This is a genomic window from Enterobacter nematophilus (assembly GCF_026344075.1).
Lineage (GTDB): Bacteria > Pseudomonadota > Gammaproteobacteria > Enterobacterales > Enterobacteriaceae > Enterobacter > Enterobacter nematophilus.
In genome coordinates, this window is sequence record NZ_JAPKNE010000001.1 from 834,719 (window position 1) to 857,434 (window position 22,716).

The window sequence follows — 22,716 nt, forward strand, 5'->3', positions numbered from 1 at the left end:
TGACGCTTCCCGGCATGACGCCGGGAAGAAATGGCTTAAAAAGAATGATCTTAATCGGAATACACTTCCAGCGTCCGTTGACACAGCGCTGAACGCACGCAGTCCTCTTTGGTGAAACGTACCACCCCAATCATCTCATCTTCCTCAAAACGTGACATGGCATCGCTGAGGCCGGACTTCACGCCCGACGGCAGGTCACACTGGGTAATATCGCCGTTAACAATAACCGTCACGTTCTCCCCGAGGCGCGTTAAGAACATCTTCATTTGCGCAGCGGTCACGTTCTGAGCCTCGTCAAGAATGACGACCGCATTTTCAAATGTACGTCCGCGCATATAGGCGAACGGCGCGATTTCCACCTTGCCAATCTCTGGTCGCAGGCAGTACTGCATAAAGGATGCACCCAGTCGCTTCACCAGCACGTCATAGACGGGCCTGAAGTACGGAGCAAACTTCTCCGAAATATCCCCGGGCAGGAAGCCGAGATCTTCATCCGCCTGCAGTACCGGACGAGTAACAATAATGCGCTCCACGTCCTTATGGATCAGCGCTTCCGCCGCTTTGGCCGCACTGATCCAGGTTTTCCCGCATCCGGCTTCACCGGTTGCAAAGATGAGCTGTTTACTCTCGATAGCATTCAGGTAGTGCGCCTGAGCCTCATTGCGCGCCACAATTGGAGAATTATCACGGCTGTCTCTGGCCATGCCAATTGCTTCTACGCCACTCATCTGCACAAGCGAGGTGACCGATTCTTCTTCACGCTGTTTATGGCTACGTGAGTCCCGTCTCAGCACACGTTTTGCTTCGCGACGAGCTTTGATCACTGCTTTTTGTCTTCCCATGGATAGCACCTTGAGTTGTTGGTATTCATCACACGCGCCAGCTTTGGCACGATTATGCGCACGAACATCAGAGGGTTGGCTTCCTTGTAAGCCATTGCTTGCTTTATCAGATGACGATACAGAACGGCTACGCGCACCGGTCTGCACGTCGGTCGAATCAGATTCTTGAGGTGTGGGGGAGAATTTAGTGGTGAGGAAATCGCTGCCGGAGTCTGAGCCTCCGCGCCGGGTGCTGCGGTTGTTATGTTTACCTTGTCCAGTACAGGACGCAACCATTCGCGATCTCCATAGTGATTCAGCATCACTGCCGGGAACTACCGCTGTCTTATCTTAAGTACATCAGGAGTTATCATAAATGCAACATTTATTTTACCTGAATGCAACTTTTAAGACTGTTCCTGCAGCGGAATCAGTCTTATATATGAATATTACAGAAATATAACAATAAGATAGTCATATGAAAAAATAATGTCCCCGCGAACTATCGCAGGGACGATTATCAGGCTTCAATCAGACCTTGTGCGAGATACGCGCCAGCATCGCGCGCGCCGGGCAGAGCAAAGAAATAGCCGCCGCCGATGGGCTTAATGTACTCTTCCAGCGCTTCGCCGTTTAACCGCTTCTGCACGGTCAGGAAGCCTTTCTCCAGATCGTGCTGATAGCAGACGAACAGCAGCCCCATATCAAGCTGGCCGGAGTTGGTCACGCCCAGCGAATAGCTGTAGCCACGGCGCATCATCAGGCTGGACTGCGTCTCTTTGGTGCGCGGGTTGGCGAGGCGAATATGGCTGTCGAGCGCGATGACGTCGCCATCCGGATCGCTCGCGTAGTCCGGCACATCATGCTCGTGCTTCATGCCCAGCGGCGCCCCGCTCTGCTTGTCGCGGCCAAAAATCGTCTGCTGCTCTTTCAGCGGCGTGCGGTCCCAGAATTCCACGTGGAACTGGATAATGCGCACCGCCTGGTAGCTGCCGCCCACCGCCCACGCCGGTTCGCCCTGATCTGCCGTCACCCACACCACGTCTTTCATCAGCGCCGCATCGCTGCTGTCCGGGTTGGCCGTGCCGTCCTTAAAGCCCAGCAGGTTAACCGGCGTCTCTTTGCCTTTGCTGCGGGCGGCATGGTCAGAGATAAACCCTTCCCGCTTCCAGCGCACGCTAAGCAGATCCGGCGTGTGCTTAATGATATCGCGCAGGGCGTGGATCACCGTGTCCTGAGTATTGGCACAAATCTGCAGGAGCAGATCGCCGTGGCACAGCGCCGCGTCGAGAGAGTCATTCTGGAAGCGCGTCATCTTCTGCAGCGCTTTCGGCTTCTGTTTTGCCAGGCCGTAGCGGTCATCGAACAGCGACTCCCCTACCGACACAGTAATGGTCAGGTTATCCGGCGCGATAAACGCACCGAGGATACCGGAATCCATCGGCGGCAGGCGCGGGTTCGGCGTCTCCGGCGCCGGCCCGCCCGCGGTCAGAAACGCGATGCGCGCCGTCAGCAGGCGGAACAGCCGCTCCAGATCCGCCTTATCGCTGGCCAGCGAATCAAAGGCCACCAGCATCATGGAAGCCTGCTGCGGCGTCAGAATACCCGCCTGGTGCGCGCCGTAAAACGGCTGGGTCTCCATGCGGGCATCCGGCGACAGCGTGCCGGGCGCGCTTTGCGGTTTTGCTGCGTGCGCCACCGGGCAGCCGCCCGCCAGGGCAAGCGCGCCGCCCAGCGCCCCTACCCCTTTTAACAAACGACGTCGGGAAGGTTCCGCCACGTCGAATTCGTCGTGCTTGTTCATCGTGCTTAGTCCAGACCCAGTACGCCGCGCAGCAGGGAGAGATCTTCCGCCAGCGTCGTAATCGGGCCTTTCAGCGCGTTACGGTCAGCGTCGGTCAGCTTGTCGTAGGTTTCAAACCCGTCTTTGGTGCGGTACTTCGCCAGGATGGTATCGACCTTTTTGAAGTTGGCATCCACTTTTGCCAGCAGTTCGCCGTTCTCTTTTTGCAGCTGAGGACGCAGCAGATCGACAATCTTCTGCGCGCCGTCGACGTTGGCCTGGAAGTCCCACAGGTCGGTATGGCTGTAGCGATCTTCTTCACCGCTGATTTTGCTCGCGGCCACTTCTTCAATCAGCCCCGCCGCGCCGCCCACCACTTTTGACGGCGGGAAGGCCAGCTCGCTGATGCGCTTTTGCAGCTCCAGCACGTCGGCGTTCAGCTGCCCGGCGTATTTCTCCATTCCTTTGGTGGAGTTATCGCCAAACAGGGCTTTTTCCAGACGGTGGAAGCCGGTGAATTTCGGATCGGCGGCCTTCTGCTCGTAGTCATCTTCGCGGGCATCAATGCTGCCGTCGAGGTCAGAGAACAGCTCGGCAATCGGCTCGATGCGCTCGTAGTGCTGACGGGTTGGCGCGTACAGGGATTTCGCTTTTTCGATATCGCCCGCTTTCACCGCGTCGGTGAAGGCTTTGGTGCCCGTGACCAGGTCCGCCGTCTCTTTGGTGACGTAGGCTTTATAGGCGGTAATGGCGTCGCCCAGGCTCAGCAGGGCCTCGCCTTTGGCCGCGTCCGCCGTCGCTGCACCTTTGACGATCAGCTTGCCTTTAGGGTTGGTCAGCAGGCCGCAGGTCATGTCGTATTCACCCGGCTGCAGGTTGGCGGTCATCTTCTGGCTGAAGCCCGGCGCGATGTTTTCGCGCTCTTCCACCACCATCACGCCTTTGAGGATCTCCCACTCCAGCGCCTTCTGGCTGTGGTTCTGGATGATAAACTGGGTTTTACCGCTGTTAACCGTGATGGTCATCGGCTCGCACTGCTTATCGTTAACGGTGACTTTCACCTGCGGAGTATCCGCAGCCTGCGCGGCGAATGCAGAAGCGAACAGCGCGGCAATGCCTGCGCACAATGCACTACGACGAAACTGAATTGCCATGACTCTTCCCTTAAAAAGTATGTTGTAACTAAAACAATAATTACGGCGCAACGCGCGACGCCTGCGAGCCGGTACGCGGCGGCATTGCGAACAGCACCAGCGCCGGAACCAGATAGATAAAGTACATCGCCACCTCGCTGACGCTCGGCGTTTCCTGGTAGCCGAAGATGCCTTCGAGCAGGGTGCCGGTCAGTGAATGGGTGGAGAGAACGTTGCTGAGATCGAACGCCACGTCCTGGAAGTGGTTCCACAGGCCCGCCTCGTGGAAGGCGCGGATCGCTCCTGCCGCCAGCCCCGCAGCCACCAGCAGAATGAACAGACTGGTCCACTTAAAGAAGGCGCCCAGGTTGAGGCGAATGCCGCCCCAGTAGAGCAGAAAGCCCAGCACCACCGCCGTTGCCAGACCGAGCATAGCGCCCAGCGGCGGCCAGATGCCCACGTCCTGCTGGAATGCCGCCAGCAGGAAGAAGACCGATTCCAGCCCCTCGCGCGCCACGGCGAAAAAGACCATCATAATCAGCGCCCAGCCGTGGTGATTCCCCTTCTGCAGGGCGTTATCCACCGCCTGCTCCAGCTGCACCTTCACGTTGCGGGAAACTTTGCGCATCCAGAAGACCATCCACGTCAGGATGAACACCGCAATCACGGCGACGATACCCTCAAACAGCTCTTGTTCTTTCTGCGGGAATTCGCCGGTGGTTTCATTGATGAGGATACCTAAGCCCAGGCAAAGCGCCGCGGCAAGGAAGACGCCAACCCACATCACGCCAATCCAGCGCCCGCGCTGGGTGCGCTTCAGATAGCTGGCGATAAGGCTGACAATCAGGGCCGCTTCAAGGCCTTCACGTAACATAATGAGAAATGGAACAAACATGCCGACACCTTAAATGTTTATCGCGGTCAACTGATGCAAAGAAAGGTAAATTCTTGTGATAGTGATTATCATTACGGCGAAGGGAAACACAAGCGAAATGTGTGGTGATTTGATGACGAGTTGTAAACGTAAAGCCTGTTAATAGTTGCTGCCGTTACCGTTAAGTTTATAAGTTATAATAAAAATGCCCATTTACGGTTAACCAGCGCTGTGGCTAAATATCCGCCTCAAAAACCAACCGAAAATAACCCATGTTTAAGATTGTCCATTTCCTGCTGGCGCTGGTGATTATTCTTGCGCTTGCCTGGCTGGTGAGTTTCGACCGCCGAAAAATTCGCATTCGTTATGTTTTCCAGCTGATTGTTATTGAAATTGCTCTGGCGTTCTTTTTCCTGCACGCCGAAAGCGGGCTATTCCTGATTAAATACGTTTCCGGCTTCTTTGAGTCACTGCTGAAATTTGCCTCGGAAGGGACGAATTTCGTCTTTGGCGGAATGGGTGAAAAAGGGCTGGCGTTTATTTTCCTCGGCGTACTGTGTCCGATTATTTTTATTTCCGCATTGATTGGTATTCTCCAGCACTGGCGGATCCTGCCGATTTTTATTCGAATCATCGGAACGCTGCTGTCAAAGCTGAACGGCATGGGCAAGCTGGAATCGTTCAACGCGGTGAGCTCGCTGATCCTCGGCCAGTCGGAAAACTTCATTGCCTATAAAGGCGTGCTGGGGGATCTCTCCTCGCGTCGCCTGTTCACCATGGCCGCAACCGCGATGTCGACGGTTTCCCTGTCGATTGTCGGCGCCTATATGACCATGCTCGACGCCAAATTTGTCGTTGCGGCGCTAATCCTGAACATGTTCAGCACCTTTATTATTCTCTCAGTCATTAACCCGGTGCGTCCGGAAGCCGAGCCGGATATCAAGCTGGAAAAGCTGCACGAATCCCAGAGCTTCTTTGAAATGCTGGGCGAGTATATTCTGGCCGGTTTTAAGGTGGCGATGATTATTCTGGCGATGCTGATTGGCTTTATCGCCCTCATCAGCGCCGTTAACGCCCTCTTCTCCAGCGTATTCGGCATGAGCTTCCAGCAGATCCTGGGCTATGTTTTTTATCCGCTGGCGTGGCTTATCGGGATTCCGCTGAGCGATGCGCTAAACGCGGGCAGCATTATGGCAACCAAGCTGGTGGCGAATGAATTTGTAGCGATGATTGAGCTGCAAAAAATTGCCCATGAAATGTCACCGCGCGGGCTGGGTATTTTGTCCGTCTTCCTGGTATCGTTCGCCAACTTCGCCTCCATCGGCATCGTCGCCGGGGCGATTAAGGGGCTGAACGAGCAGCAGGGCAACGTGGTATCGCGGTTTGGTCTGCGTCTGGTGTACGGTGCGACGCTGGTGAGCCTGCTGTCGGCGAGCTTTGCGGGGTTAGTGCTGTAAATTGCTTTGCTACAAATAACGGCGGGATTTCCCGCCGTTTTTATTAAAACTGCACGCACACCGGCTGGTCGACGCGCATCACCGACTCCTGCGCGAAGCGTGATTTATAAATCCCGCGTAACGCTTCGATATTTGTTTCACTCTGCACGTCTTTACCGTGGATCAGCATCAATGCCTTGCTGGGCTCACGCGCTACTTTCCCGTCGTTACCCAGCCACTGCCCGCGCGCATCAAATACCGTTAAGCCATCGCGAAAGCGCGGCGTCACGTCCTGGTCAACAAACTGCTGCCACTCGCTACCGGTAATCTGCGCCCCTGCCGGGCGATTTAAGCCGAAATAGAGCGTGGTCTGCTGCATCTGGTTATCCGCTTTGCAGGTCTCTACCGCCGCGCGCTGCGTGGGAGCAGTGCAGCCTGCCAGCATCACTAATGCTGCCACCATTAACCCTGTTTTAATCATCATTTTTCATCTCGAACTGGTGAACGGTCTATCCCCTCTCCCCTTTGGGGAGAGGGTTAGGGTGAGGAGGTGGGTATATTTTTACTCTGCCTGAAGCTTAGTCGGCGGCGCAGTGTGGTAATGCGCGTCCGCTTCCGCAAAGCGCTTCTGCATAGAGGCAGACGGGGCTTTACCCAGCAGGCTGAACACCACAATACCGATGCTGCCGAAGATGAAGCCCGGAATGATTTCGTACAGGCCCAGCCACGCGAACTGCTTCCAGACGATGACGGTCACCGCACCGATGATCATCCCCGCCAGCGCGCCGTTGCGGGTCATGCGTGACCACAGCACGGAGAACAGCACCACCGGACCAAACGCGGCACCGAAGCCCGCCCACGCGTAGCTAACCAGGCCCAGCACGCGGTTTTCCGGGTTGGCCGCCAGCGCAATGGCCACCAGCGCCACCACCAGCACCATAAAGCGCCCTACCCACACCAGCTCTTTCTGGCTCGCGTCTTTACGCAGGAAGGCCTTGTAGAGGTCTTCGGTGATTGCGCTGGAGCAAACCAGCAGCTGGCAGCTCAGGGTGGACATCACCGCCGCCAGGATCGCAGAGAGCAGAATACCGGCAATCCACGGGTTAAACAGCACCTGCGCCAGCTCGATGAACACGCGCTCGGCGTTCTGGTTCACCGCGCCCGCCTGGGCCGGGTTGTTGTTAAAGTACGCAATACCGAAGAAGCCGACCGCGCACGCGCCCGCCAGACACAGGATCATCCACGTCATGCTGATGCGACGCGCGTGAACGATGGTGTGGTGAGAATCCGCCGCCATAAAGCGCGCCAGGATATGCGGCTGACCGAAGTAGCCCAGGCCCCAGCCCATCAGGGAGACGATGGCCACAAAGTTCAGCCCCTTCAGCATGTCGACATTTTCAATGCTCTTCTGCTTGATCACTTCCAGCGATTCGCCAAAGCCGCCGACGGTGAAAATCACAATCACCGGGGTCAGGATCAGGGCGAAGATCATCAGGCTCGCCTGCACGGTGTCGGTCCAGCTTACCGCCAGGAACCCGCCCACGAAGGTATAGAGGATGGTTGCCGCGGCACCGGCCCACAGGGCGGTTTCATAGCTCATGCCGAAGGTGCTTTCGAACAGGCGCGCACCCGCCACGATGCCGGAGGCGCAGTAGATGGTGAAGAACAGCAGGATCACCACCGCGGAGATAATGCGCAGAATACGGCTGTTATCCTCAAAGCGTCCGGTGAAGTAGTCCGGGAGCGTCAGGGCGTTGTTGTTGGCTTCGGTGTGCACGCGCAGACGGCCTGCCACCAGCTTCCAGTTGATCCACGCGCCGACGGTCAGGCCGATGGCGATCCAGCTTTCGGAAATACCAGAGATGAAAATCGCGCCCGGCAGCCCCATCAGCAGCCAGCCGCTCATGTCGGATGCGCCCGCAGAGAGCGCGGTAACCATCGGGCCTAAGCTGCGGCCGCCCAGAATGTAGTCGTCAAAGTTCTTTGTCGAACGCCATGCCAAAAACCCTATCAGGATCATGCCAAAAATATAAACGAGAAATGTCACCAGCATCGGTGTGCTAATAGCCATTCAAATTCTCCAAAATGTCGAGCGACAGCCGTCCGGGCTGCCTTGTTATGTCATCACCGGAACGTAGTGATGTGTGTATGTGTTTCCGTTGGGCGCGCTATCCTGCCGTATGCGCATCCCGCTGACAAACGATTTAACACTGCATTTACATCAAATTCATCCCCGGTTTGATACGAGTTTCCTATAGGTTGCACTCGCTCACGCTTTTGCGGGTTGCACCTTTAAAAAGTGTTAAGCACCGCATAAAAACTGGGTTCAGAAACAGCAGGCAGTTCTTTTTCCCAGCTAACTAATCGTTAACAATCCATTCATTTTCCAGCTTGCAAACCAGGTCACATTTAACACGGTTGCACAAAGTTGCAACATGGTGGATATTTCACGCTATCAACAGAACGCTATTACAGAACAACAGGAGTTTTGGCATGGGGATGACCACCATGGGGGTTAAGCTGGATGACGCGACCCGCGAACGGATTAAAACCGCAGCAACCCGCATTGACCGCACACCGCACTGGTTAATCAAGCAGGCGATTTTTAACTATCTGGAAAGGCTTGAGAGCGAAGAAGGCCTGCCGGAGCTGCCTGCCCTGCTGGCGGGCGCAGCAAACGAAAGCGACGACGCCGCGACGGCGGTGGAAGATAACCACCAGCCGTTCCTCGAATTTGCCGAGCAGATCCTGCCGCAGTCCGTCAGCCGCGCCGCCATTACCGGGGCTTACCGCCGCGCCGAAACCGACGCCGTGCCGATGCTGCTGGAGCAGGCCCGCCTGCCGGAAGCCATTGCCTCCCAGGCGCACAGCCTGGCGTATCAGTTAGCCGACAAGCTGCGCAACCAGAAAACCGCCACCGGACGCGCCGGGATGGTACAGGGGCTGCTGCAGGAGTTCTCCCTCTCCTCGCAGGAAGGCGTGGCGCTGATGTGCCTGGCGGAAGCGCTGCTGCGTATTCCGGATAAAGCCACCCGCGACGCGCTGATCCGCGACAAGATCAGCAACGGCAACTGGCACTCCCATATTGGCCGCAGCCCGTCGCTGTTCGTCAACGCCGCTACCTGGGGCCTGCTGTTTACCGGCAAGCTGGTCTCCACCCATAACGAAGCCAACCTGTCACGCTCCCTGAACCGCATCATCGGCAAGAGCGGCGAGCCGTTGATCCGCAAGGGCGTGGACATGGCGATGCGCCTGATGGGCGAGCAGTTCGTCACCGGGGAAACCATTGCCGAAGCGCTGGCGAACGCCCGCAAGCTGGAAGATAAAGGTTTCCGCTACTCGTACGACATGCTGGGCGAAGCGGCGCTCACCGCCGCCGACGCGCAGGCCTACATGGTCTCTTACCAGCAGGCGATCCACGCCATCGGTAAAGCGTCCAACGGTCGCGGTATTTATGAAGGCCCTGGCATCTCTATTAAGCTCTCCGCCCTGCACCCGCGCTACAGCCGCGCGCAGTACGACCGGGTGATGGAAGAGCTCTATCCGCGCCTGAAGTCCCTGACGCTGCTGGCGCGCCAGTATGACATCGGCATCAACATCGACGCCGAAGAGGCCGACCGTCTGGAGATCTCCCTCGATCTGCTGGAAAAACTGTGCTTCGAGCCGGAGCTGGCGGGCTGGAACGGGATTGGATTCGTTATCCAGGCCTACCAGAAGCGCTGCCCGTTCGTTATTGACTACCTGATTGATCTGGCAAGCCGCAGCCGCCGTCGCCTGATGATCCGCCTGGTGAAGGGCGCCTACTGGGACAGCGAAATCAAACGCGCCCAGATGGAAGGCCTGGAAGGCTATCCGGTCTATACCCGCAAGGTTTACACTGACGTCTCTTACCTCGCCTGCGCGAAAAAGCTGCTCGGCGTGCCGAACCTGATTTATCCGCAGTTCGCGACCCACAACGCCCATACCCTGGCGGCGATCTACAGCCTGGCCGGGCAGAACTACTATCCGGGCCAGTACGAGTTCCAGTGCCTGCACGGCATGGGCGAACCGCTGTACGAACAGGTAACCGGTAAAGTAGCCGACGGCAAGCTGAACCGCCCTTGCCGCATCTATGCCCCGGTGGGCACCCACGAAACCCTGCTGGCGTACCTGGTGCGTCGCCTGCTGGAAAACGGCGCGAACACCTCCTTCGTTAACCGCATCGCCGACACCACCCTGCCGCTGGACGAGCTGGTGGCCGATCCGGTGCAGGCCGTAGAGAAGATGGCGGCGCAGGAAGGCCAGATTGGCCTGCCTCATCCGAAGATTGCCCTGCCGCGCGAGCTGTACGGCGAGGGCCGCGTCAACTCGGCGGGTCTGGATCTCGCCAACGAACACCGTCTGGCGTCCCTCTCCTCTGCCCTGCTCAACAGCGCGTTGCAGAAGTGGCAGGCCAAACCGATCCTTGAGCAGGCCGTCGAGGATGGCGACATGCAGCCGGTGATCAACCCGGCAGAGCCGAAGGACATCGTCGGCTACGCGCGTGAAGCAACCGAAGCGGAAGTGGACCAGGCGCTGGAGAGCGCGGTGAACAACGCGCCAATCTGGTTCGCCACCCCGCCGCAGGAGCGTGCCGCCATTCTGGAACGCGCCGCGGTGCTGATGGAAGATCAGATGCAGTCGCTCATCGGCATTCTGGTACGCGAAGCGGGTAAAACCTTCAGCAACGCCATCGCCGAAGTGCGCGAGGCCGTCGACTTCCTGCACTACTACGCCGGTCAGGTGCGCGATGATTTCGACAACGAAACGCACCGTCCGCTCGGTCCGGTGGTCTGTATCAGCCCGTGGAACTTCCCGCTGGCGATCTTCACCGGCCAGATTGCCGCCGCCCTTGCCGCAGGCAACAGCGTGCTGGCCAAGCCGGCAGAGCAGACCCCGCTGATTGCCGCCCAGGGCATCAACATTCTTCTGGAAGCAGGCGTACCTGCGGGCGTGGTCCAGCTGCTGCCGGGCCGCGGTGAAACCGTCGGCGCGAAGCTGACCTCCGACAACCGCGTGCGCGGCGTGATGTTTACCGGCTCCACCGAAGTGGCCTCTCTGCTGCAGCGCAATATCGCCACCCGTCTGGATGCGCAGGGCCGCCCTACGCCGCTCATCGCCGAAACCGGCGGGATGAACGCCATGATCGTTGACTCCTCCGCGCTCACCGAGCAGGTGGTGGTCGACGTGCTGGCCTCCGCCTTCGACAGCGCCGGTCAGCGCTGCTCCGCCCTGCGCGTGCTGTGCCTGCAGGACGACGTGGCGGACCACACGCTGAAGATGCTGCGCGGCGCGATGGCGGAATGCCGCATGGGCAACCCGGGCCGTCTCACCACCGATATCGGGCCGGTGATCGACGCGGAGGCCAAAGCCAACATTGAAAACCACATTCAGTCCATGCGCGCCAAAGGCCGTCCGGTGTTCCAGGCGGTGCGCGAGAACAGCGAAGATGCCCGCGAGTGGCAGACCGGCACCTTCGTGCCGCCTACGCTTATCGAGCTGGCAAGCTTCGACGAGCTGAAAAAAGAGGTCTTCGGCCCGGTGCTGCACGTGGTGCGCTACAGCCGTAACAACCTCAACGAGCTTATCGACCAGATCAACGCCTCCGGCTACGGCCTGACGCTCGGCGTGCATACCCGTATCGACGAAACCATTGCACAGGTCACCGGCACGGCCAAAGTTGGCAACCTGTACGTTAACCGCAACATGGTGGGCGCGGTCGTGGGCGTGCAGCCGTTCGGCGGCGAAGGCCTCTCCGGCACCGGCCCGAAAGCGGGCGGCCCGCTCTACCTGTACCGCCTGCTGGCGAACCGTCCGGAAAATGCCCTGGGCGTGACGCTGGCGCGCCAGGACGCAAGTTATCCGGTAGATACGCAGGTGAAAACCGTGCTGACCCAGCCGCTGGAGGCGCTGATCGCCTGGGCGGAAAAACGTCCTGAGCTGCGTGCGGTTGCCCGGCAGTACGGCGAGCTGGCGCAGGCAGGCACGCAGCGCCTGCTGCCGGGGCCAACCGGCGAGCGCAACACCTGGACGCTGATGCCGCGCGAGCGCGTGCTGTGCGTGGCGGATAACGAGCAGGACGCGCTGGTGCAGCTGGCCGCGGCGATGGCTACCGGCTGCGAAGTGCTGTGGCCGGAAGATGCGCTGCATCGCGATCTCGCCAAGCAGCTGCCGAAAGCGGTCTCGGCCCGCATTCGCTTTGCGAAGGCCGATGCCCTGCTGACCCAGCCGTTTGATGCGGTGATTTACCACGGCGATTCTGACCAGCTGCGCGAGCTCTGCGAGCAGGTGGCGGCCCGCAGCGGGGCGATTGTTTCGGTGCAGGGCTTCGCCCGCGGGGAAACCAACCTGCTGCTGGAGCGCCTGTACGTGGAGCGCTCGCTCAGCGTCAACACCGCGGCGGCGGGCGGTAACGCCAGCCTGATGACAATCGGCTAACGCTGTGCTAATAAGGCTCCGGAGACGGAGCCTTATTTTATTGGGGAGAATATGAAACGATATCTTATCGCCGGTGCGGCACTGCTGTTCAGCGCCAGCGCGCTGGCCAACGAGTGCGACAAAGCGACCACCCAGCTTGAAATGAACACCTGTAGCGCGCAGCAGTACCAGGCTGCCGATAAAAAGCTCAACCAGACCTATCAGGCCGCCATTAAGCGTGCCGCGGCTCCCCAGCGCGACCTGCTGAAAAAGGCGCAGCAGGCGTGGATTGCCCTGCGCGACGCGGACTGCGCGTTTATCGGTTCGGGTACGGAGGGCGGCAGCGTTCAGCCCATGATTGTGAATCAGTGCCTGGCGGAGAAAACCGTGGAGCGCGAAGCGTTTCTGTCCTCGCTGATGCAGTGTGAAGAGGGCGACCTAAGCTGTCCCCTCTCCCCATAGGGGCGAGGGCGAAAAGACAGCACAGAACAGTCCCCTCGCCCCTCCGGGGAGAGGGTTAGGGTGAGGGGGAACTAGCGCACGCGGATCCCTTCAATAATCATCCGCTGCACGTTTTGCAGGGTACTGTGGAAAAACGCCTCGTCCTGGAGCGTTTTACCGGTTACCGCCTCGACCTGGGCCGCAAAGTCAGCGTAATGCTGGGTAGCGGCCCAGATCATAAAGATCAGGTGCTGCGGGTCGACCGGGGCCAGCTTTCCGCTGGCAACCCATCCGGCGATAATCGCCGACTTATCGTCCACCAGCTGCTTTAAATCTCCCGTTAATTCTGCCTGCAGCAGCGGCGCGCCCTGCAGCATCTCAAGACAAAACAGCCTTGACGCCTGCGGGTAATCGCGCGACACCTCCAGCTTCAGGCGAATGTACTCCTCTATAGCCACCAGCGGGGCCAGCTCTTCGCGGAACGCCTTAAGCGGCGCCAGCCAGATATCGAGGATCTGCTGCATCACCGCCACATAGAGCGCCTCTTTCGACGGGTAATAGTAGAGCAGATTAGTTTTGGATACCCCGGACTGCTCCGCCACCTGTTCCAGGCGCGTGCCGTGAATGCCAAACTGTGAAAAGGTCTCCAGCGCGGCGCTGAGGATCGCCTGCTTCTTGGCGCTCACCGCCTGCGAACGTTTACCTGGTGTTTTCACTGCGCCTTGTGTCATTCCCGCTCTCCTTATTCTGCGTTGCCCTCAGCATAGCAAAACCCCCGTCTCGCCACGACATTCTGCACTCCCATCGCGCATGAGTGCCTGTTTTCTGTGCAATGTTTTTGACCATTTAGTCCACATTTAGCGGCATCAATTCCCCAACCTCTGATTAACACATTAATAACACAGCCGTTTTCAAAACTGGCATTGCCTTTGCAAAACCACCGTTACACCTGCGACGTAATGAAGAGAGGTTCGTGATGAAAATTGGCGTATTTGTACCCATCGGCAACAACGGCTGGCTTATCTCGACCACTGCACCGCAATACATGCCGACCTTTGAGCTGAATAAAGCCATCGTGCAAAAAGCGGAGCACTACCATTTCGACTTTGCGCTTTCGATGATCAAGCTGCGCGGCTTTGGCGGCAAAACTGAATTCTGGGACCACAACCTGGAGTCCTTCACCCTGATGGCCGGGCTGGCGGCAGTCACCTCGCGGATCCAGATCTACGCCACCGCGGCCACCCTCACCCTGCCGCCCGCAATCGTGGCGCGCATGGCCTCCACCATCGACTCCATCTCCGGCGGGCGCTTCGGCGTTAACCTGGTCACCGGCTGGCAAAAACCGGAGTACGAGCAGATGGGGCTCTGGCCGGGCGACGATTATTTCTCCCGCCGCTACGACTACCTGACCGAATACGTGCAGGTGCTGCGCGACCTGTGGGGCACCGGCAAAAGCGACTTTAAAGGCGACTTCTTCACCATGAACGACTGCCGCGTCAGCCCGCAGCCGTCTGTGCCGATGAAGGTGATTTGCGCCGGGCAGAGCGACGCGGGGATGGAATTCTCCGCCAAATACGCCGACTTCAACTTCTGCTTCGGCAAAGGCGTTAATACCCCTGCCGCCTTCGCCCCAACCGCCGCGCGGATGAAAGAGGCCGCCGACAAGACCGGGCGCGACGTGGGCTCCTACGTGCTGTTTATGGTGATTGCCGACGAAACCGACGACGCCGCACGCGCTAAATGGGAGCGATATAAGGACGGCGCTGACGACGAAGCCCTGAGCTGGCTTACCGAGCAGAGCCAGAAAGACACCCGTTCCGGCGCAGACACCAACGTGCGCCAGATGGCCGACCCGACCTCCGCCGTCAATATCAATATGGGCACGCTGGTTGGCTCGTACGCCAGCGTCGCCAGAATGCTCGACGAAGTGGCAGCCGTACCCGGCGCGGAGGGCGTCCTGCTGACCTTCGATGATTTCCTCACCGGCGTGGAAACCTTCGGCGAGCGCATCCAGCCTCTGATGCAGTGTCGCGCCCATATTCCTGCCGTTACGAAGGAGGTGGCGTAATGACGACCTTAAACGCTCGCCCGGAAGCCATCACCTTTGCGCCGCAGCAGAGCGCGCTGATCGTGGTGGACATGCAAAACGCCTACGCCAGCAAAGGCGGCTATCTGGATCTGGCGGGGTTCGACGTCTCCGCCACAAGGCCTGTGATCGAGAACATCAAAACCGCCGTCGCCGCGGCGCGCGCGGCGGGCATGCTCATCATCTGGTTCCAGAACGGCTGGGATGACCAGTACGTCGAGGCAGGCGGCCCCGGCTCGCCCAACTTCCACAAGTCCAACGCCCTGAAAACCATGCGTAAGAACCCAGACCTGCAGGGCAAGCTGCTGGCCAAAGGCGGCTGGGACTATCAGCTGGTGGACGAGCTGGTGCCGCAGGCGGGCGATATCGTCCTGCCGAAACCGCGCTACAGCGGCTTTTTCAATACCCCGCTCGACAGCCTGCTGCGCAGCCGGGGCATTCGCCATCTGGTCTTCACCGGTATCGCCACCAACGTCTGCGTGGAGTCGACCCTGCGCGACGGCTTTTTCCTTGAGTATTTCGGCGTGGTGCTGGAGGACGCGACCCATCAGGCCGGGCCGGAGTTCGCCCAGAAAGCCGCCCTGTTCAATATCGAAACCTTTTTTGGCTGGGTCAGTAACGTTGCCGATTTCTGCAACGCCCTGACCCCGCCGCTCGCCCGTATCGCCTGAGGAGACGCCTGATGCCGAAATCCGTGATTATTCCGCCGGGGACCAGCACGCCCATTGCCCCGTTTGTTCCCGGCACCCTCGCCGACGGCGTGGTGTACGTCTCCGGCACGCTGCCGTTTGATAAAGACAATAACGTGGTGTTTATCAACGACCCAAAGGCGCAAACCCGCCACGTGCTGGAGACGATCAAAACCGTCATCGAAACGGCGGGTGGCACCATGGAGGACGTGACCTTCAACAGCATCTTTATCACCGACTGGAAAAACTACGCCGCGATTAACGAAATCTACGCCGAGTTCTTCCCCGGCGATAAACCGGCGCGGTTCTGCATTCAGTGCGGGCTGGTAAAACCGGACGCGCTGGTTGAGATCGCCACCGTTGCGCACGTTGCGAAGTGAGGCAGGCATGAAACTTTCCGTCTCGCCGCCGCCGTACGAGGGTGCGCCCGTGGTGGTCTTTATTTCCGGTCTCGGCGGCAGCGGCAGCTACTGGCTGCCCCAGCAGGCCGCGCTGGAGCCGGAATATCAGGTGGTGTGCTATGACCAGCGGGGAACGGGCAATAACCCCGAGACCCTGCCGGAGGGTTACAGCCTTGCGCAGATGGCAGACGAGCTCGCCCAGGCGCTGGCTGACGCGGGCATTGCGCGCTACAGCGTCGTCGGGCACGCGCTCGGCGCGCTGGTCGGCCTGCAGCTGGCTCTCGACAGGCCCGACGCCCTCACCGCGCTGGTGTGCGTCAACGGCTGGCTGACCCTCAATGCCCACACCCGCCGCTGTTTTGACGTTCGCGAGCGGCTGCTGCATTCCGGCGGCGCGCAGGCATGGGTCGAGGCGCAGCCGCTGTTTCTCTACCCGGCAGACTGGATGGCCGCCCGCGCGCCGCGTCTGGAGGCCGAAGAAGCGCTGGCGCTGGCCCATTTCCAGGGTAAAACCAATCTGCTGCACAGGCTCAGCGCATTGAAAAAAGCCGACTTCCGCCGCCAGGCCGCACGCATTCGCTGCCCGGTTCACATTATCTGTTCCGCCGACGACGTGCTGGTGCCGTCCGTCTGTTCCGCTGAACTGCACGCCGCCCTCCCGCACGCCCACAAAACGATGATGCGCCAGGGCGGGCATGCCTGCAACGTCACCGAGCCGGACACCTTTAACACCCTGCTGCTGAACGGGCTCGCCAGCCTGCTGCACAGCCCTGAACCCGCTTTATAAGGAGCTTTAATGAGCGAAGCCATTACGCCCGCCGCGCTGGAAACTCTGTTCACCGGCGCCCGCACCCACAACGGCTGGCTGGATATGCCGGTCAGCGACGAGACGCTGCGCGAGATCTACAACCTGATGAAATGGGGACCGACCTCCGCCAACTGCTCCCCGGCGCGGATTGTGTTTGTGCGAAGCGCAGAGGGAAAAGAGAAGCTGCGCCCGGCGCTCTCCAGCGGCAACCTCGAGAAAACGCTTACCGCCCCGGTCACGGCCATCGTCGCCTGGGACGGGGAATTCTTCGAGCGCCTGCCCGAGCTGTTCCCGCACGGCGATGCAAAGAGCTGGTTTACCGCAAGCCCCGCGCTGGCGGAAGAGACGGCCTTTCGCAACAGCTCAATGCAGGCCGCGTATCTGATCTTCGCCTGTCGCGCGCTCGGGCTGGATACCGGCCCGATGTCGGGCTTTGACCGACAAAAGGTCGACGAGGCCTTTTTCACCGGCACAACGCTTAAAAGCAACCTGCTGATCAACATTGGCTATGGCGATACGCGCAAACTTTACGGGCGCCTGCCGCGCCTGACCTTCGACGATGCCTGCGGGCTGGCGTAAGGAGCGATTATGACGACACCGGATAAACAGACCTTTCGCGACGCTATGGCCTGCGTTGGCGCGGCGGTCAACATCATCACCACCGACGGCCCGGCGGGGATGGCGGGCTTTACCGCCAGCGCGGTATGCAGCGTCACGGATTCCCCTCCCACACTGCTGGTGTGCCTGAACCGCGGCGCGTCCGTCTGGCCCACGTTCAGCGAGAACCGCACCCTGTGCGTGAATACCCTGAGCGCCGGACAGGAGCCGCTATCCAATCTGTTTGGCGGCAAAACGCCGATGGAAGAACGCTTTGCCGCCGCCCGCTGGCAGACGGGCGACACGGGCTGCCCGCGTCTGGAGGATGCACTGGCCTCGTTTGACTGCCGCATCAGCCAGGTGGTGAGCGTCGGTACTCACGACATTCTGTTTTGCGACATCGTTTCCATTATTCGCCACCCCGCGCCGCAAGGTCTGGTGTGGTTTGACCGCGGCTACCACGCGCTTATGCGACCCGCCTGCTAAGGCGCTTTAAGGAGACAGACCATGTTCGGATTTCCCCACTGGCAGTTGAAATCGACCTCCACAGAAGCAGGCGTGGTCGCGCCGGATGAACGCCTCCCGCTCGGGCAGACGATGGTGATGGGCGTCCAGCACGCGGTCGCGATGTTCGGCGCGACGGTGCTGATGCCGATGCTGATGGGGCTCGATCCCAACCTGTCTATTCTGATGTCGGGTATCGGCACCCTGCTGTTCTTTTTCGTCACCGGCGGGCGCGTGCCCAGCTATCTCGGCTCCAGCGCCGCCTTTGTCGGAGTGGTCATCGCCACCACCGGTTTTAACGGCCAGGGGATCAACCCCAACCTGAGCGTGGCCCTCGGGGGCATCATCGCCTGCGGTCTGGTGTACACCCTGATTGGTCTGGTGGTGATGAAGATCGGCACGCGCTGGATCGAACGGATGATGCCCCCCGTCGTCACCGGTGCAGTGGTGATGGCAATAGGCCTGAACCTCGCGCCGATTGCGGTGAAAAGCGTCTCCGCTTCGCCGTTTGAAAGCTGGATGGCGGTTATAACCGTGCTGTGCATCGGCCTGGTGGCGGTGTTCACGCGGGGGATGATCCAGCGGCTGCTGATCCTGGTCGGGCTGATTGTCGCCTGTCTGATCTACGCCCTGCTGGCGAACGTGTTCGGCATGGGCAAGCCGGTGGATTTTACCCTGCTTCATCAGGCCGCCTGGTTCGGTCTGCCGCAGGTGACCTCGCCCACCTTTAACACGCAGGCGATGATGCTTATCGCCCCGGTGGCGGTGATCCTTGTGGCTGAGAACTTAGGTCACCTGAAGGCGGTCGCGGGGATGACCGGGCGCAGCATGGATCCGTACATGGGCCGCGCGTTTGTCGGCGACGGGCTGGCAACCATGCTCTCAGGCTCCGTGGGCGGCAGCGGCGTGACCACCTACGCGGAAAACATCGGCGTGATGGCGGTGACAAAAGTCTACTCGACGCTGGTCTTCGTCGCGGCGGCGGTCATGGCGATCCTTCTTGGTTTCTCACCGAAGTTCGGCGCGCTGATCCACACCATTCCGTCGCCGGTCATCGGCGGCGCGTCGATTGTGGTGTTCGGGCTGATCGCCGTGGCCGGAGCGCGCATCTGGGTGCAGCATCGGGTCGACCTCAGCCAGAACAGCAACCTGATCATGGTGGCCGTCACGCTGGTGCTGGGCGCGGGCGATTTTGCCCTGACGCTGGGCGGGTTTACGATTGGCGGGATTGGTACAGCGACCTTCGGCGCGATCCTGCTTAACGCCCTGCTGAGCCGCCGGATGGCCGCTGCGCCGCAGGGCGCCGTGGTGCATCAGGATTCGTGAAATCGATATGTCGGGTGACGGCTACGCCTTACCCGACCTGCATGCTCCTTAAGAGCGATCACGCCTGCTCAAACAGCCGTTCGATAGATCTTGTCGGGAAGAACAAAGAATGGCTATTTTCGCCTGCCAGCGGGATAAAACCCAGCTTCAGATAAAATCGTTTAGCCTGCTCGCTAAGGGCATCAACAAATATTCCGTGTACGCCCACAGCCTGCGACGCCAGGTAAACCACGCGCATAGCGTGTGCAACAAGCGTTGTTCCCCACTCGTTTCCCTGTAGTTCTTTATGAATAGCCAGACGTCCCAGCGTCACGCTGGGTACGTTGCTATAAGGGATACGTCGCTGCTGAGTCTTAGAAGGAAGCATCGCTCTCTCAAAGCAACTTCCCGATAGCGTGTAATAACCCAGCACGCGCGGATGGTCGCGCTCTTTAAGCAGGTAGGCTCGTAGAATTCGCCCATTGTGCTGGCGCACCAGGTGTTCTCTCAGAAAGGCATTTAGCGAGGGTTCACCACAATCAAAATCCCCGAAATCATAATCGGTTCCCTCTGAAAACATTTCAATCGTGAGATTTTCCAGGACGCTTCACTCCATGTTTCGAAGACGTTTTGCCGCTCGCTTGAGGCGTTCATTTGGCTCTGGTGGATTGTCGATGGCATCCATCACCGCATTCCATGAGGCTTCGTTCAACACGAGACGACGGTGCTGCTCGATGACCTCTGCAGCACGCTCTGACGCACTGTTCACCATAAACTGGGTGATCGTTTGATTCGTCATCGCCGCCGCTTCTTCAATCATTGTTTTGTCTTCGTCCGTTAAGCGAAGATCGATACGCTGTTTTTTAAGTGCTGGCATGGTTTACATCACCGTGTACGGTTTTAATCCGTACACACCCTAAGTAACGTTGCGCTTTTTTTCAATCTAAACCTTTCTCAGCAGTCAAATGACTCGCTTCACGCCGCCGCTTTCTGAGCTTTACCTCGCTCACCAGCACCCCGGCGACAATAAACGCCGCGCCCACCAGCGCCAGCAGCGGCAAACGCTCGCCAGCGAGTCGTCCGAAAATACCCGCCCACACCGGTTCGCCGGTATAAATCACCGTCGCGCGCGTTGGCGATACGCTGCGCTGCGCCCAGTTCATGGTCACCTGGATAATGGCGCTGAAGATGCCGAGCCCCAGCGCGACCACCACCAGCCCGGTGGACATCGGCGGCACGGACTTCCCGGCAGGCACCATCGTCGCGAAGGCCACCAGCGACGCCGTCGCGAGCTGCACCACCGTCACGCGCTTGACGTCCACTTTCCCAGCCCAGGCGCTGATCAGAATAATTTCCGCCGCGATGGCAATGGCACCTACGAGGGTAATGATCTCGCCCGGCCCCAGCGCCAGCAGGTTATTTTCCGGCCCGGCTAATAAAATCAGGCCGATAAACGCCAGCACGATGCCAATGCAGGACATCAGGCCCGGAATTCTGCCGAGACAGAGCCACTGCAATAGCGGAACCAGCGGTACGTACATGGCGGTAATAAATGCAGATTTGCTGCTGGAGATGGTCTGCAAACCCCACGTCTGCAGGCTGTACCCCATCGCTATCGCAATCCCAATCGCCACGCCGGCCTTGAGTTCCTTCAGCGTCAGACCCCGCAGCGTTTTAAGGGAGATCAGCCCCACGGCTATCGCCGCCGTCGCAAAGCGCAGGCCGACAAAAAAGAACGGATCGCTGAGGGTTACCGCGTACTGGACGGCAAGAAAGGTCCCGCCCCAGAACATGGTGATGAGAATAAGGATGGCTTCCTGCGGTTTTATGGAGAATTTAAAGCGTGAGACGGACATGCGACACCAGCAAGTGAGATCAATTCTGTAGTGTGCGTTGCCTTTGGTTACAGTTCAATGTTGCAGAAATAAAAAAGCCGCCGGGAAACCCGGCGGCAGGGAGTCAACCCAGCGTACTACTTGTTGCTGCCGTGGCTATTTTTACCCCCTTTTTTACCAGCCTCTGACGCGCGCTGAGGGTCATTCTTGAAGTTACCCCCGCTAGACTGGCCACCTTTACGACCTGCTTCTGATGCTCTTTCACGGTCTTCAGCGAAATTACCTGAACCACCACGATGGTTTGCCATCTCTAACCTCCAGAGTGTGAAACATTAGACATCATATTGCATTCAGTAAAAGAGGATTCTTTCACCTCGCGGCTAAAGGACAGGGCCTTTATCTGTGCCGCGTGAAACTAAGCTTAGTGGACTGAGGCTATCCGGCAAGCCACGGGTAATATTCTGCAACATGATCTCCGCCTTTCGGGTGAGATAACGCGACGGAAATCTATAAGCCTTTCTTATCATTTTAAAATTCGGCGACCAGAAAGTTGTTTCATTTTGCTACAGTAGCCTTATTGTAACCATATTGTTATAAATCAAAGAAATGCCGTTCATTTTTGCAGTCTGGCCGTGATGTCATATCTTTAAATGAACGCAGCGATCCGCTGTCAGAAAAAACCAACGAGGAGTGATGCAAAATGGCAAAAGTTCTGGTGCTCTATTATTCCATGTATGGACACATTGAAACCATGGCTCACGCGGTAGCAGAAGGCGCAAACAGAGTGGACGGCGTTGAGGTTGTGGTAAAACGCGTACCGGAAACCATGCAGGCGGAAGCGTTCGCCAAAGCCGGGGGAAAAACCCAAAATGCCCCGGTCGCCACCCCGCAGGAGCTGGCGGAGTATGATGCCATTATCTTCGGCACCCCGACCCGCTTCGGCAATATGTCAGGCCAGATGCGTACCTTCCTCGATCAAACCGGCGGGCTCTGGGCATCCGGGGCGCTGTACGGCAAGCTCGCCAGCGTATTCAGCTCTACCGGCACCGGCGGCGGGCAGGAGCAGACGATTACCTCAACCTGGACTACCCTTGCTCATCATGGGATGGTGATTGTGCCAATTGGCTACGGCGCGCAGGAGCTGTTTGACGTTTCCCAGGTGCGCGGCGGCACGCCGTACGGCGCAACCACCATTGCCGGTGGGGATGGCTCACGTCAGCCAAGCAATGAAGAACTCTCTATCGCCCGCTATCAGGGTGAATACGTTGCGGGTCTCGCTAAAAAACTGAACGGCTAACCCAACAGGAGGAAAAGTATGCCAACACAGGAATCCAAAGCTCACCACGTGGGCGAATGGGCAAGTTTACGCAACACCTCTCCGGAGATTGCCGAAGCTATCTTTGAAGTCGCGAACTACGATGAAAAGCTGGCCGAGCAGATTTGGGAAGAAGGCAACGATGAAGTGCTGATTCGCGCCTTCGAAAAAACGGACAAAGACTCGCTCTTCTGGGGCGAGCAAACCATCGAACGTAAAAACGTCTAAGCGTTTCCCCCCGCCGCCGCGGGGG

General features: G+C 58.9%; 23 protein-coding genes. 12 read left to right on the forward strand and 11 right to left on the reverse strand.

Going from position 1 to position 22,716, the window contains the following annotated elements:
* Positions 1-50: 50 nt before the first annotated feature.
* From phoH to efeU, 4 genes are all read right to left on the reverse strand, one after another.
* Complete coding sequence (phoH, locus tag OSH03_RS04000) at positions 51-842, reverse strand: phosphate starvation-inducible protein PhoH (RefSeq protein ID WP_173647354.1); 792 nt, start codon at positions 840-842, stop codon at positions 51-53.
* A 499-nt stretch (positions 843-1,341) separates the two neighbouring features.
* A complete protein-coding gene (gene efeB, locus OSH03_RS04005) occupies positions 1,342-2,625 on the reverse strand; it encodes an iron uptake transporter deferrochelatase/peroxidase subunit (protein WP_266178322.1) in 1,284 nt (427 codons plus the stop codon).
* Between the two features lie 5 nt (positions 2,626-2,630).
* Positions 2,631-3,758, reverse strand: a complete 1,128-nt coding sequence (efeO, locus tag OSH03_RS04010) for an iron uptake system protein EfeO (protein WP_266178323.1) — start codon at positions 3,756-3,758, stop codon at positions 2,631-2,633.
* 40 nt (positions 3,759-3,798) lie between these two features.
* Positions 3,799-4,632, reverse strand: a complete 834-nt coding sequence (efeU, locus tag OSH03_RS04015; protein ID WP_028012665.1) for an iron uptake transporter permease EfeU — start codon at positions 4,630-4,632, stop codon at positions 3,799-3,801.
* A 251-nt stretch (positions 4,633-4,883) separates the two neighbouring features.
* On the opposite strand from efeU, the gene OSH03_RS04020 reads away from it, so the two are divergent.
* Entirely contained in the window at positions 4,884-6,068 is a 1,185-nt protein-coding gene (locus tag OSH03_RS04020) for a NupC/NupG family nucleoside CNT transporter (protein WP_045261666.1), read from the forward strand.
* Positions 6,069-6,111: 43 nt separating this feature from the next.
* Here the strand turns inward: OSH03_RS04020 and OSH03_RS04025 are convergent, their stop codons facing one another.
* Positions 6,112-6,531, reverse strand: a complete 420-nt coding sequence (locus OSH03_RS04025; RefSeq protein ID WP_266178324.1) for a DUF3574 domain-containing protein — start codon at positions 6,529-6,531, stop codon at positions 6,112-6,114.
* Positions 6,532-6,609: 78 nt separating this feature from the next.
* On the reverse strand, positions 6,610-8,118 hold the full coding sequence (putP, locus tag OSH03_RS04030) for a sodium/proline symporter PutP (protein WP_061098616.1): 1,509 nt from the start codon (positions 8,116-8,118) through the stop codon (positions 6,610-6,612).
* A 422-nt stretch (positions 8,119-8,540) separates the two neighbouring features.
* Between putP and putA the strand changes: the two genes are divergently transcribed.
* Positions 8,541-12,503: a trifunctional transcriptional regulator/proline dehydrogenase/L-glutamate gamma-semialdehyde dehydrogenase gene (gene putA / locus OSH03_RS04035; RefSeq protein ID WP_266178325.1), complete on the forward strand. Its 3,963-nt coding sequence runs from the start codon at positions 8,541-8,543 to the stop codon at positions 12,501-12,503.
* Positions 12,504-12,554: 51 nt separating this feature from the next.
* Positions 12,555-12,944, forward strand: a complete 390-nt coding sequence (locus OSH03_RS04040; RefSeq protein ID WP_266178326.1) for a lysozyme inhibitor LprI family protein — start codon at positions 12,555-12,557, stop codon at positions 12,942-12,944.
* A gap of 71 nt (positions 12,945-13,015) precedes the next feature.
* On the opposite strand, the gene rutR is transcribed toward OSH03_RS04040, so the two are convergent.
* Positions 13,016-13,654 (reverse strand): HTH-type transcriptional regulator RutR, encoded by a 639-nt coding sequence (rutR, locus tag OSH03_RS04045; protein ID WP_151413161.1) that lies wholly within the window; start codon positions 13,652-13,654, stop codon positions 13,016-13,018.
* Positions 13,655-13,899: 245 nt separating this feature from the next.
* Here rutR and rutA point away from each other — a divergent pair, with 245 nt between their 5' ends.
* Genes rutA through rutG form a run of 7 tightly spaced genes read left to right on the forward strand, consistent with a single transcriptional unit; the run spans position 13,900 to position 19,334 of the window.
* Positions 13,900-14,991, forward strand: coding sequence for a pyrimidine utilization protein A (rutA, locus tag OSH03_RS04050; RefSeq protein ID WP_041910549.1), 1,092 nt, complete (start codon positions 13,900-13,902; stop codon positions 14,989-14,991).
* Positions 14,991-15,680, forward strand: coding sequence for a pyrimidine utilization protein B (gene rutB / locus OSH03_RS04055; RefSeq protein WP_266178327.1), 690 nt, complete (start codon positions 14,991-14,993; stop codon positions 15,678-15,680). Before rutA ends, rutB begins: the two co-directional genes overlap by 1 nt.
* A gap of 11 nt (positions 15,681-15,691) precedes the next feature.
* A complete protein-coding gene (gene rutC, locus OSH03_RS04060; RefSeq protein WP_061098621.1) occupies positions 15,692-16,078 on the forward strand; it encodes a pyrimidine utilization protein C in 387 nt (128 codons plus the stop codon).
* A 7-nt stretch (positions 16,079-16,085) separates the two neighbouring features.
* The gene (rutD, locus tag OSH03_RS04065) at positions 16,086-16,886 is read left to right on the forward strand and encodes a pyrimidine utilization protein D (RefSeq protein ID WP_266178328.1); all 801 of its coding nucleotides are present in this window, start codon (positions 16,086-16,088) and stop codon (positions 16,884-16,886) included.
* Between the two features lie 9 nt (positions 16,887-16,895).
* Positions 16,896-17,486 (forward strand): malonic semialdehyde reductase, encoded by a 591-nt coding sequence (locus tag OSH03_RS04070; protein WP_151412865.1) that lies wholly within the window; start codon positions 16,896-16,898, stop codon positions 17,484-17,486.
* A 9-nt stretch (positions 17,487-17,495) separates the two neighbouring features.
* Positions 17,496-17,990, forward strand: coding sequence for an NADH-dependent FMN reductase RutF (gene rutF / locus OSH03_RS04075; protein ID WP_023327078.1), 495 nt, complete (start codon positions 17,496-17,498; stop codon positions 17,988-17,990).
* A 21-nt stretch (positions 17,991-18,011) separates the two neighbouring features.
* Positions 18,012-19,334 carry a pyrimidine utilization transport protein G gene (gene rutG / locus OSH03_RS04080; RefSeq protein ID WP_266178329.1) on the forward strand — a complete coding sequence of 441 codons (1,323 nt, stop codon included), beginning with the start codon at positions 18,012-18,014 and terminating at the stop codon, positions 19,332-19,334.
* Positions 19,335-19,392: 58 nt separating this feature from the next.
* Here the strand turns inward: rutG and OSH03_RS04085 are convergent, their stop codons facing one another.
* From OSH03_RS04085 to OSH03_RS04100, 4 genes are all read right to left on the reverse strand, one after another.
* Positions 19,393-19,893 carry a GNAT family N-acetyltransferase gene (locus tag OSH03_RS04085; protein WP_266178330.1) on the reverse strand — a complete coding sequence of 167 codons (501 nt, stop codon included), beginning with the start codon at positions 19,891-19,893 and terminating at the stop codon, positions 19,393-19,395.
* A gap of 27 nt (positions 19,894-19,920) precedes the next feature.
* Complete coding sequence (locus OSH03_RS04090) at positions 19,921-20,190, reverse strand: type II toxin-antitoxin system TacA family antitoxin (protein ID WP_008499829.1); 270 nt, start codon at positions 20,188-20,190, stop codon at positions 19,921-19,923.
* A 61-nt stretch (positions 20,191-20,251) separates the two neighbouring features.
* On the reverse strand, positions 20,252-21,169 hold the full coding sequence (locus OSH03_RS04095) for a DMT family transporter (protein ID WP_266178331.1): 918 nt from the start codon (positions 21,167-21,169) through the stop codon (positions 20,252-20,254).
* Between the two features lie 116 nt (positions 21,170-21,285).
* On the reverse strand, positions 21,286-21,456 hold the full coding sequence (locus tag OSH03_RS04100; protein ID WP_001273664.1) for a con-10 family general stress protein: 171 nt from the start codon (positions 21,454-21,456) through the stop codon (positions 21,286-21,288).
* Positions 21,457-21,848: 392 nt separating this feature from the next.
* On the opposite strand from OSH03_RS04100, the gene wrbA reads away from it, so the two are divergent.
* Both wrbA and OSH03_RS04110 read left to right on the forward strand, forming a co-directional pair.
* Complete coding sequence (gene wrbA / locus OSH03_RS04105) at positions 21,849-22,445, forward strand: NAD(P)H:quinone oxidoreductase (protein WP_041910554.1); 597 nt, start codon at positions 21,849-21,851, stop codon at positions 22,443-22,445.
* 18 nt (positions 22,446-22,463) lie between these two features.
* Complete coding sequence (locus OSH03_RS04110) at positions 22,464-22,691, forward strand: YccJ family protein (RefSeq protein ID WP_028012649.1); 228 nt, start codon at positions 22,464-22,466, stop codon at positions 22,689-22,691.
* Positions 22,692-22,716 lie beyond the last annotated feature (25 nt).

Bases quoted from the DNA above. Each gene is read 5' to 3' on its own strand.
- phoH (WP_173647354.1), bottom strand. From the start codon at position 842: ATGGGAAGACAAAAAGCAGTGATCAAAGCTCGTCGCGAAGCAAAACGT.
- efeB (WP_266178322.1), bottom strand. From the start codon at position 2,625: ATGAACAAGCACGACGAATTCGACGTGGCGGAACCTTCCCGACGTCGT.
- efeO (WP_266178323.1), bottom strand. From the start codon at position 3,758: ATGGCAATTCAGTTTCGTCGTAGTGCATTGTGCGCAGGCATTGCCGCG.
- efeU (WP_028012665.1), bottom strand. From the start codon at position 4,632: ATGTTTGTTCCATTTCTCATTATGTTACGTGAAGGCCTTGAAGCGGCC.
- OSH03_RS04020 (WP_045261666.1), top strand. From the start codon at position 4,884: ATGTTTAAGATTGTCCATTTCCTGCTGGCGCTGGTGATTATTCTTGCG.
- OSH03_RS04025 (WP_266178324.1), bottom strand. From the start codon at position 6,531: ATGATGATTAAAACAGGGTTAATGGTGGCAGCATTAGTGATGCTGGCA.
- putP (WP_061098616.1), bottom strand. From the start codon at position 8,118: ATGGCTATTAGCACACCGATGCTGGTGACATTTCTCGTTTATATTTTT.
- putA (WP_266178325.1), top strand. From the start codon at position 8,541: ATGGGGATGACCACCATGGGGGTTAAGCTGGATGACGCGACCCGCGAA.
- OSH03_RS04040 (WP_266178326.1), top strand. From the start codon at position 12,555: ATGAAACGATATCTTATCGCCGGTGCGGCACTGCTGTTCAGCGCCAGC.
- rutR (WP_151413161.1), bottom strand. From the start codon at position 13,654: ATGACACAAGGCGCAGTGAAAACACCAGGTAAACGTTCGCAGGCGGTG.
- rutA (WP_041910549.1), top strand. From the start codon at position 13,900: ATGAAAATTGGCGTATTTGTACCCATCGGCAACAACGGCTGGCTTATC.
- rutB (WP_266178327.1), top strand. From the start codon at position 14,991: ATGACGACCTTAAACGCTCGCCCGGAAGCCATCACCTTTGCGCCGCAG.
- rutC (WP_061098621.1), top strand. From the start codon at position 15,692: ATGCCGAAATCCGTGATTATTCCGCCGGGGACCAGCACGCCCATTGCC.
- rutD (WP_266178328.1), top strand. From the start codon at position 16,086: ATGAAACTTTCCGTCTCGCCGCCGCCGTACGAGGGTGCGCCCGTGGTG.
- OSH03_RS04070 (WP_151412865.1), top strand. From the start codon at position 16,896: ATGAGCGAAGCCATTACGCCCGCCGCGCTGGAAACTCTGTTCACCGGC.
- rutF (WP_023327078.1), top strand. From the start codon at position 17,496: ATGACGACACCGGATAAACAGACCTTTCGCGACGCTATGGCCTGCGTT.
- rutG (WP_266178329.1), top strand. From the start codon at position 18,012: ATGTTCGGATTTCCCCACTGGCAGTTGAAATCGACCTCCACAGAAGCA.
- OSH03_RS04085 (WP_266178330.1), bottom strand. From the start codon at position 19,893: ATGTTTTCAGAGGGAACCGATTATGATTTCGGGGATTTTGATTGTGGT.
- OSH03_RS04090 (WP_008499829.1), bottom strand. From the start codon at position 20,190: ATGCCAGCACTTAAAAAACAGCGTATCGATCTTCGCTTAACGGACGAA.
- OSH03_RS04095 (WP_266178331.1), bottom strand. From the start codon at position 21,169: ATGTCCGTCTCACGCTTTAAATTCTCCATAAAACCGCAGGAAGCCATC.
- OSH03_RS04100 (WP_001273664.1), bottom strand. From the start codon at position 21,456: ATGGCAAACCATCGTGGTGGTTCAGGTAATTTCGCTGAAGACCGTGAA.
- wrbA (WP_041910554.1), top strand. From the start codon at position 21,849: ATGGCAAAAGTTCTGGTGCTCTATTATTCCATGTATGGACACATTGAA.
- OSH03_RS04110 (WP_028012649.1), top strand. From the start codon at position 22,464: ATGCCAACACAGGAATCCAAAGCTCACCACGTGGGCGAATGGGCAAGT.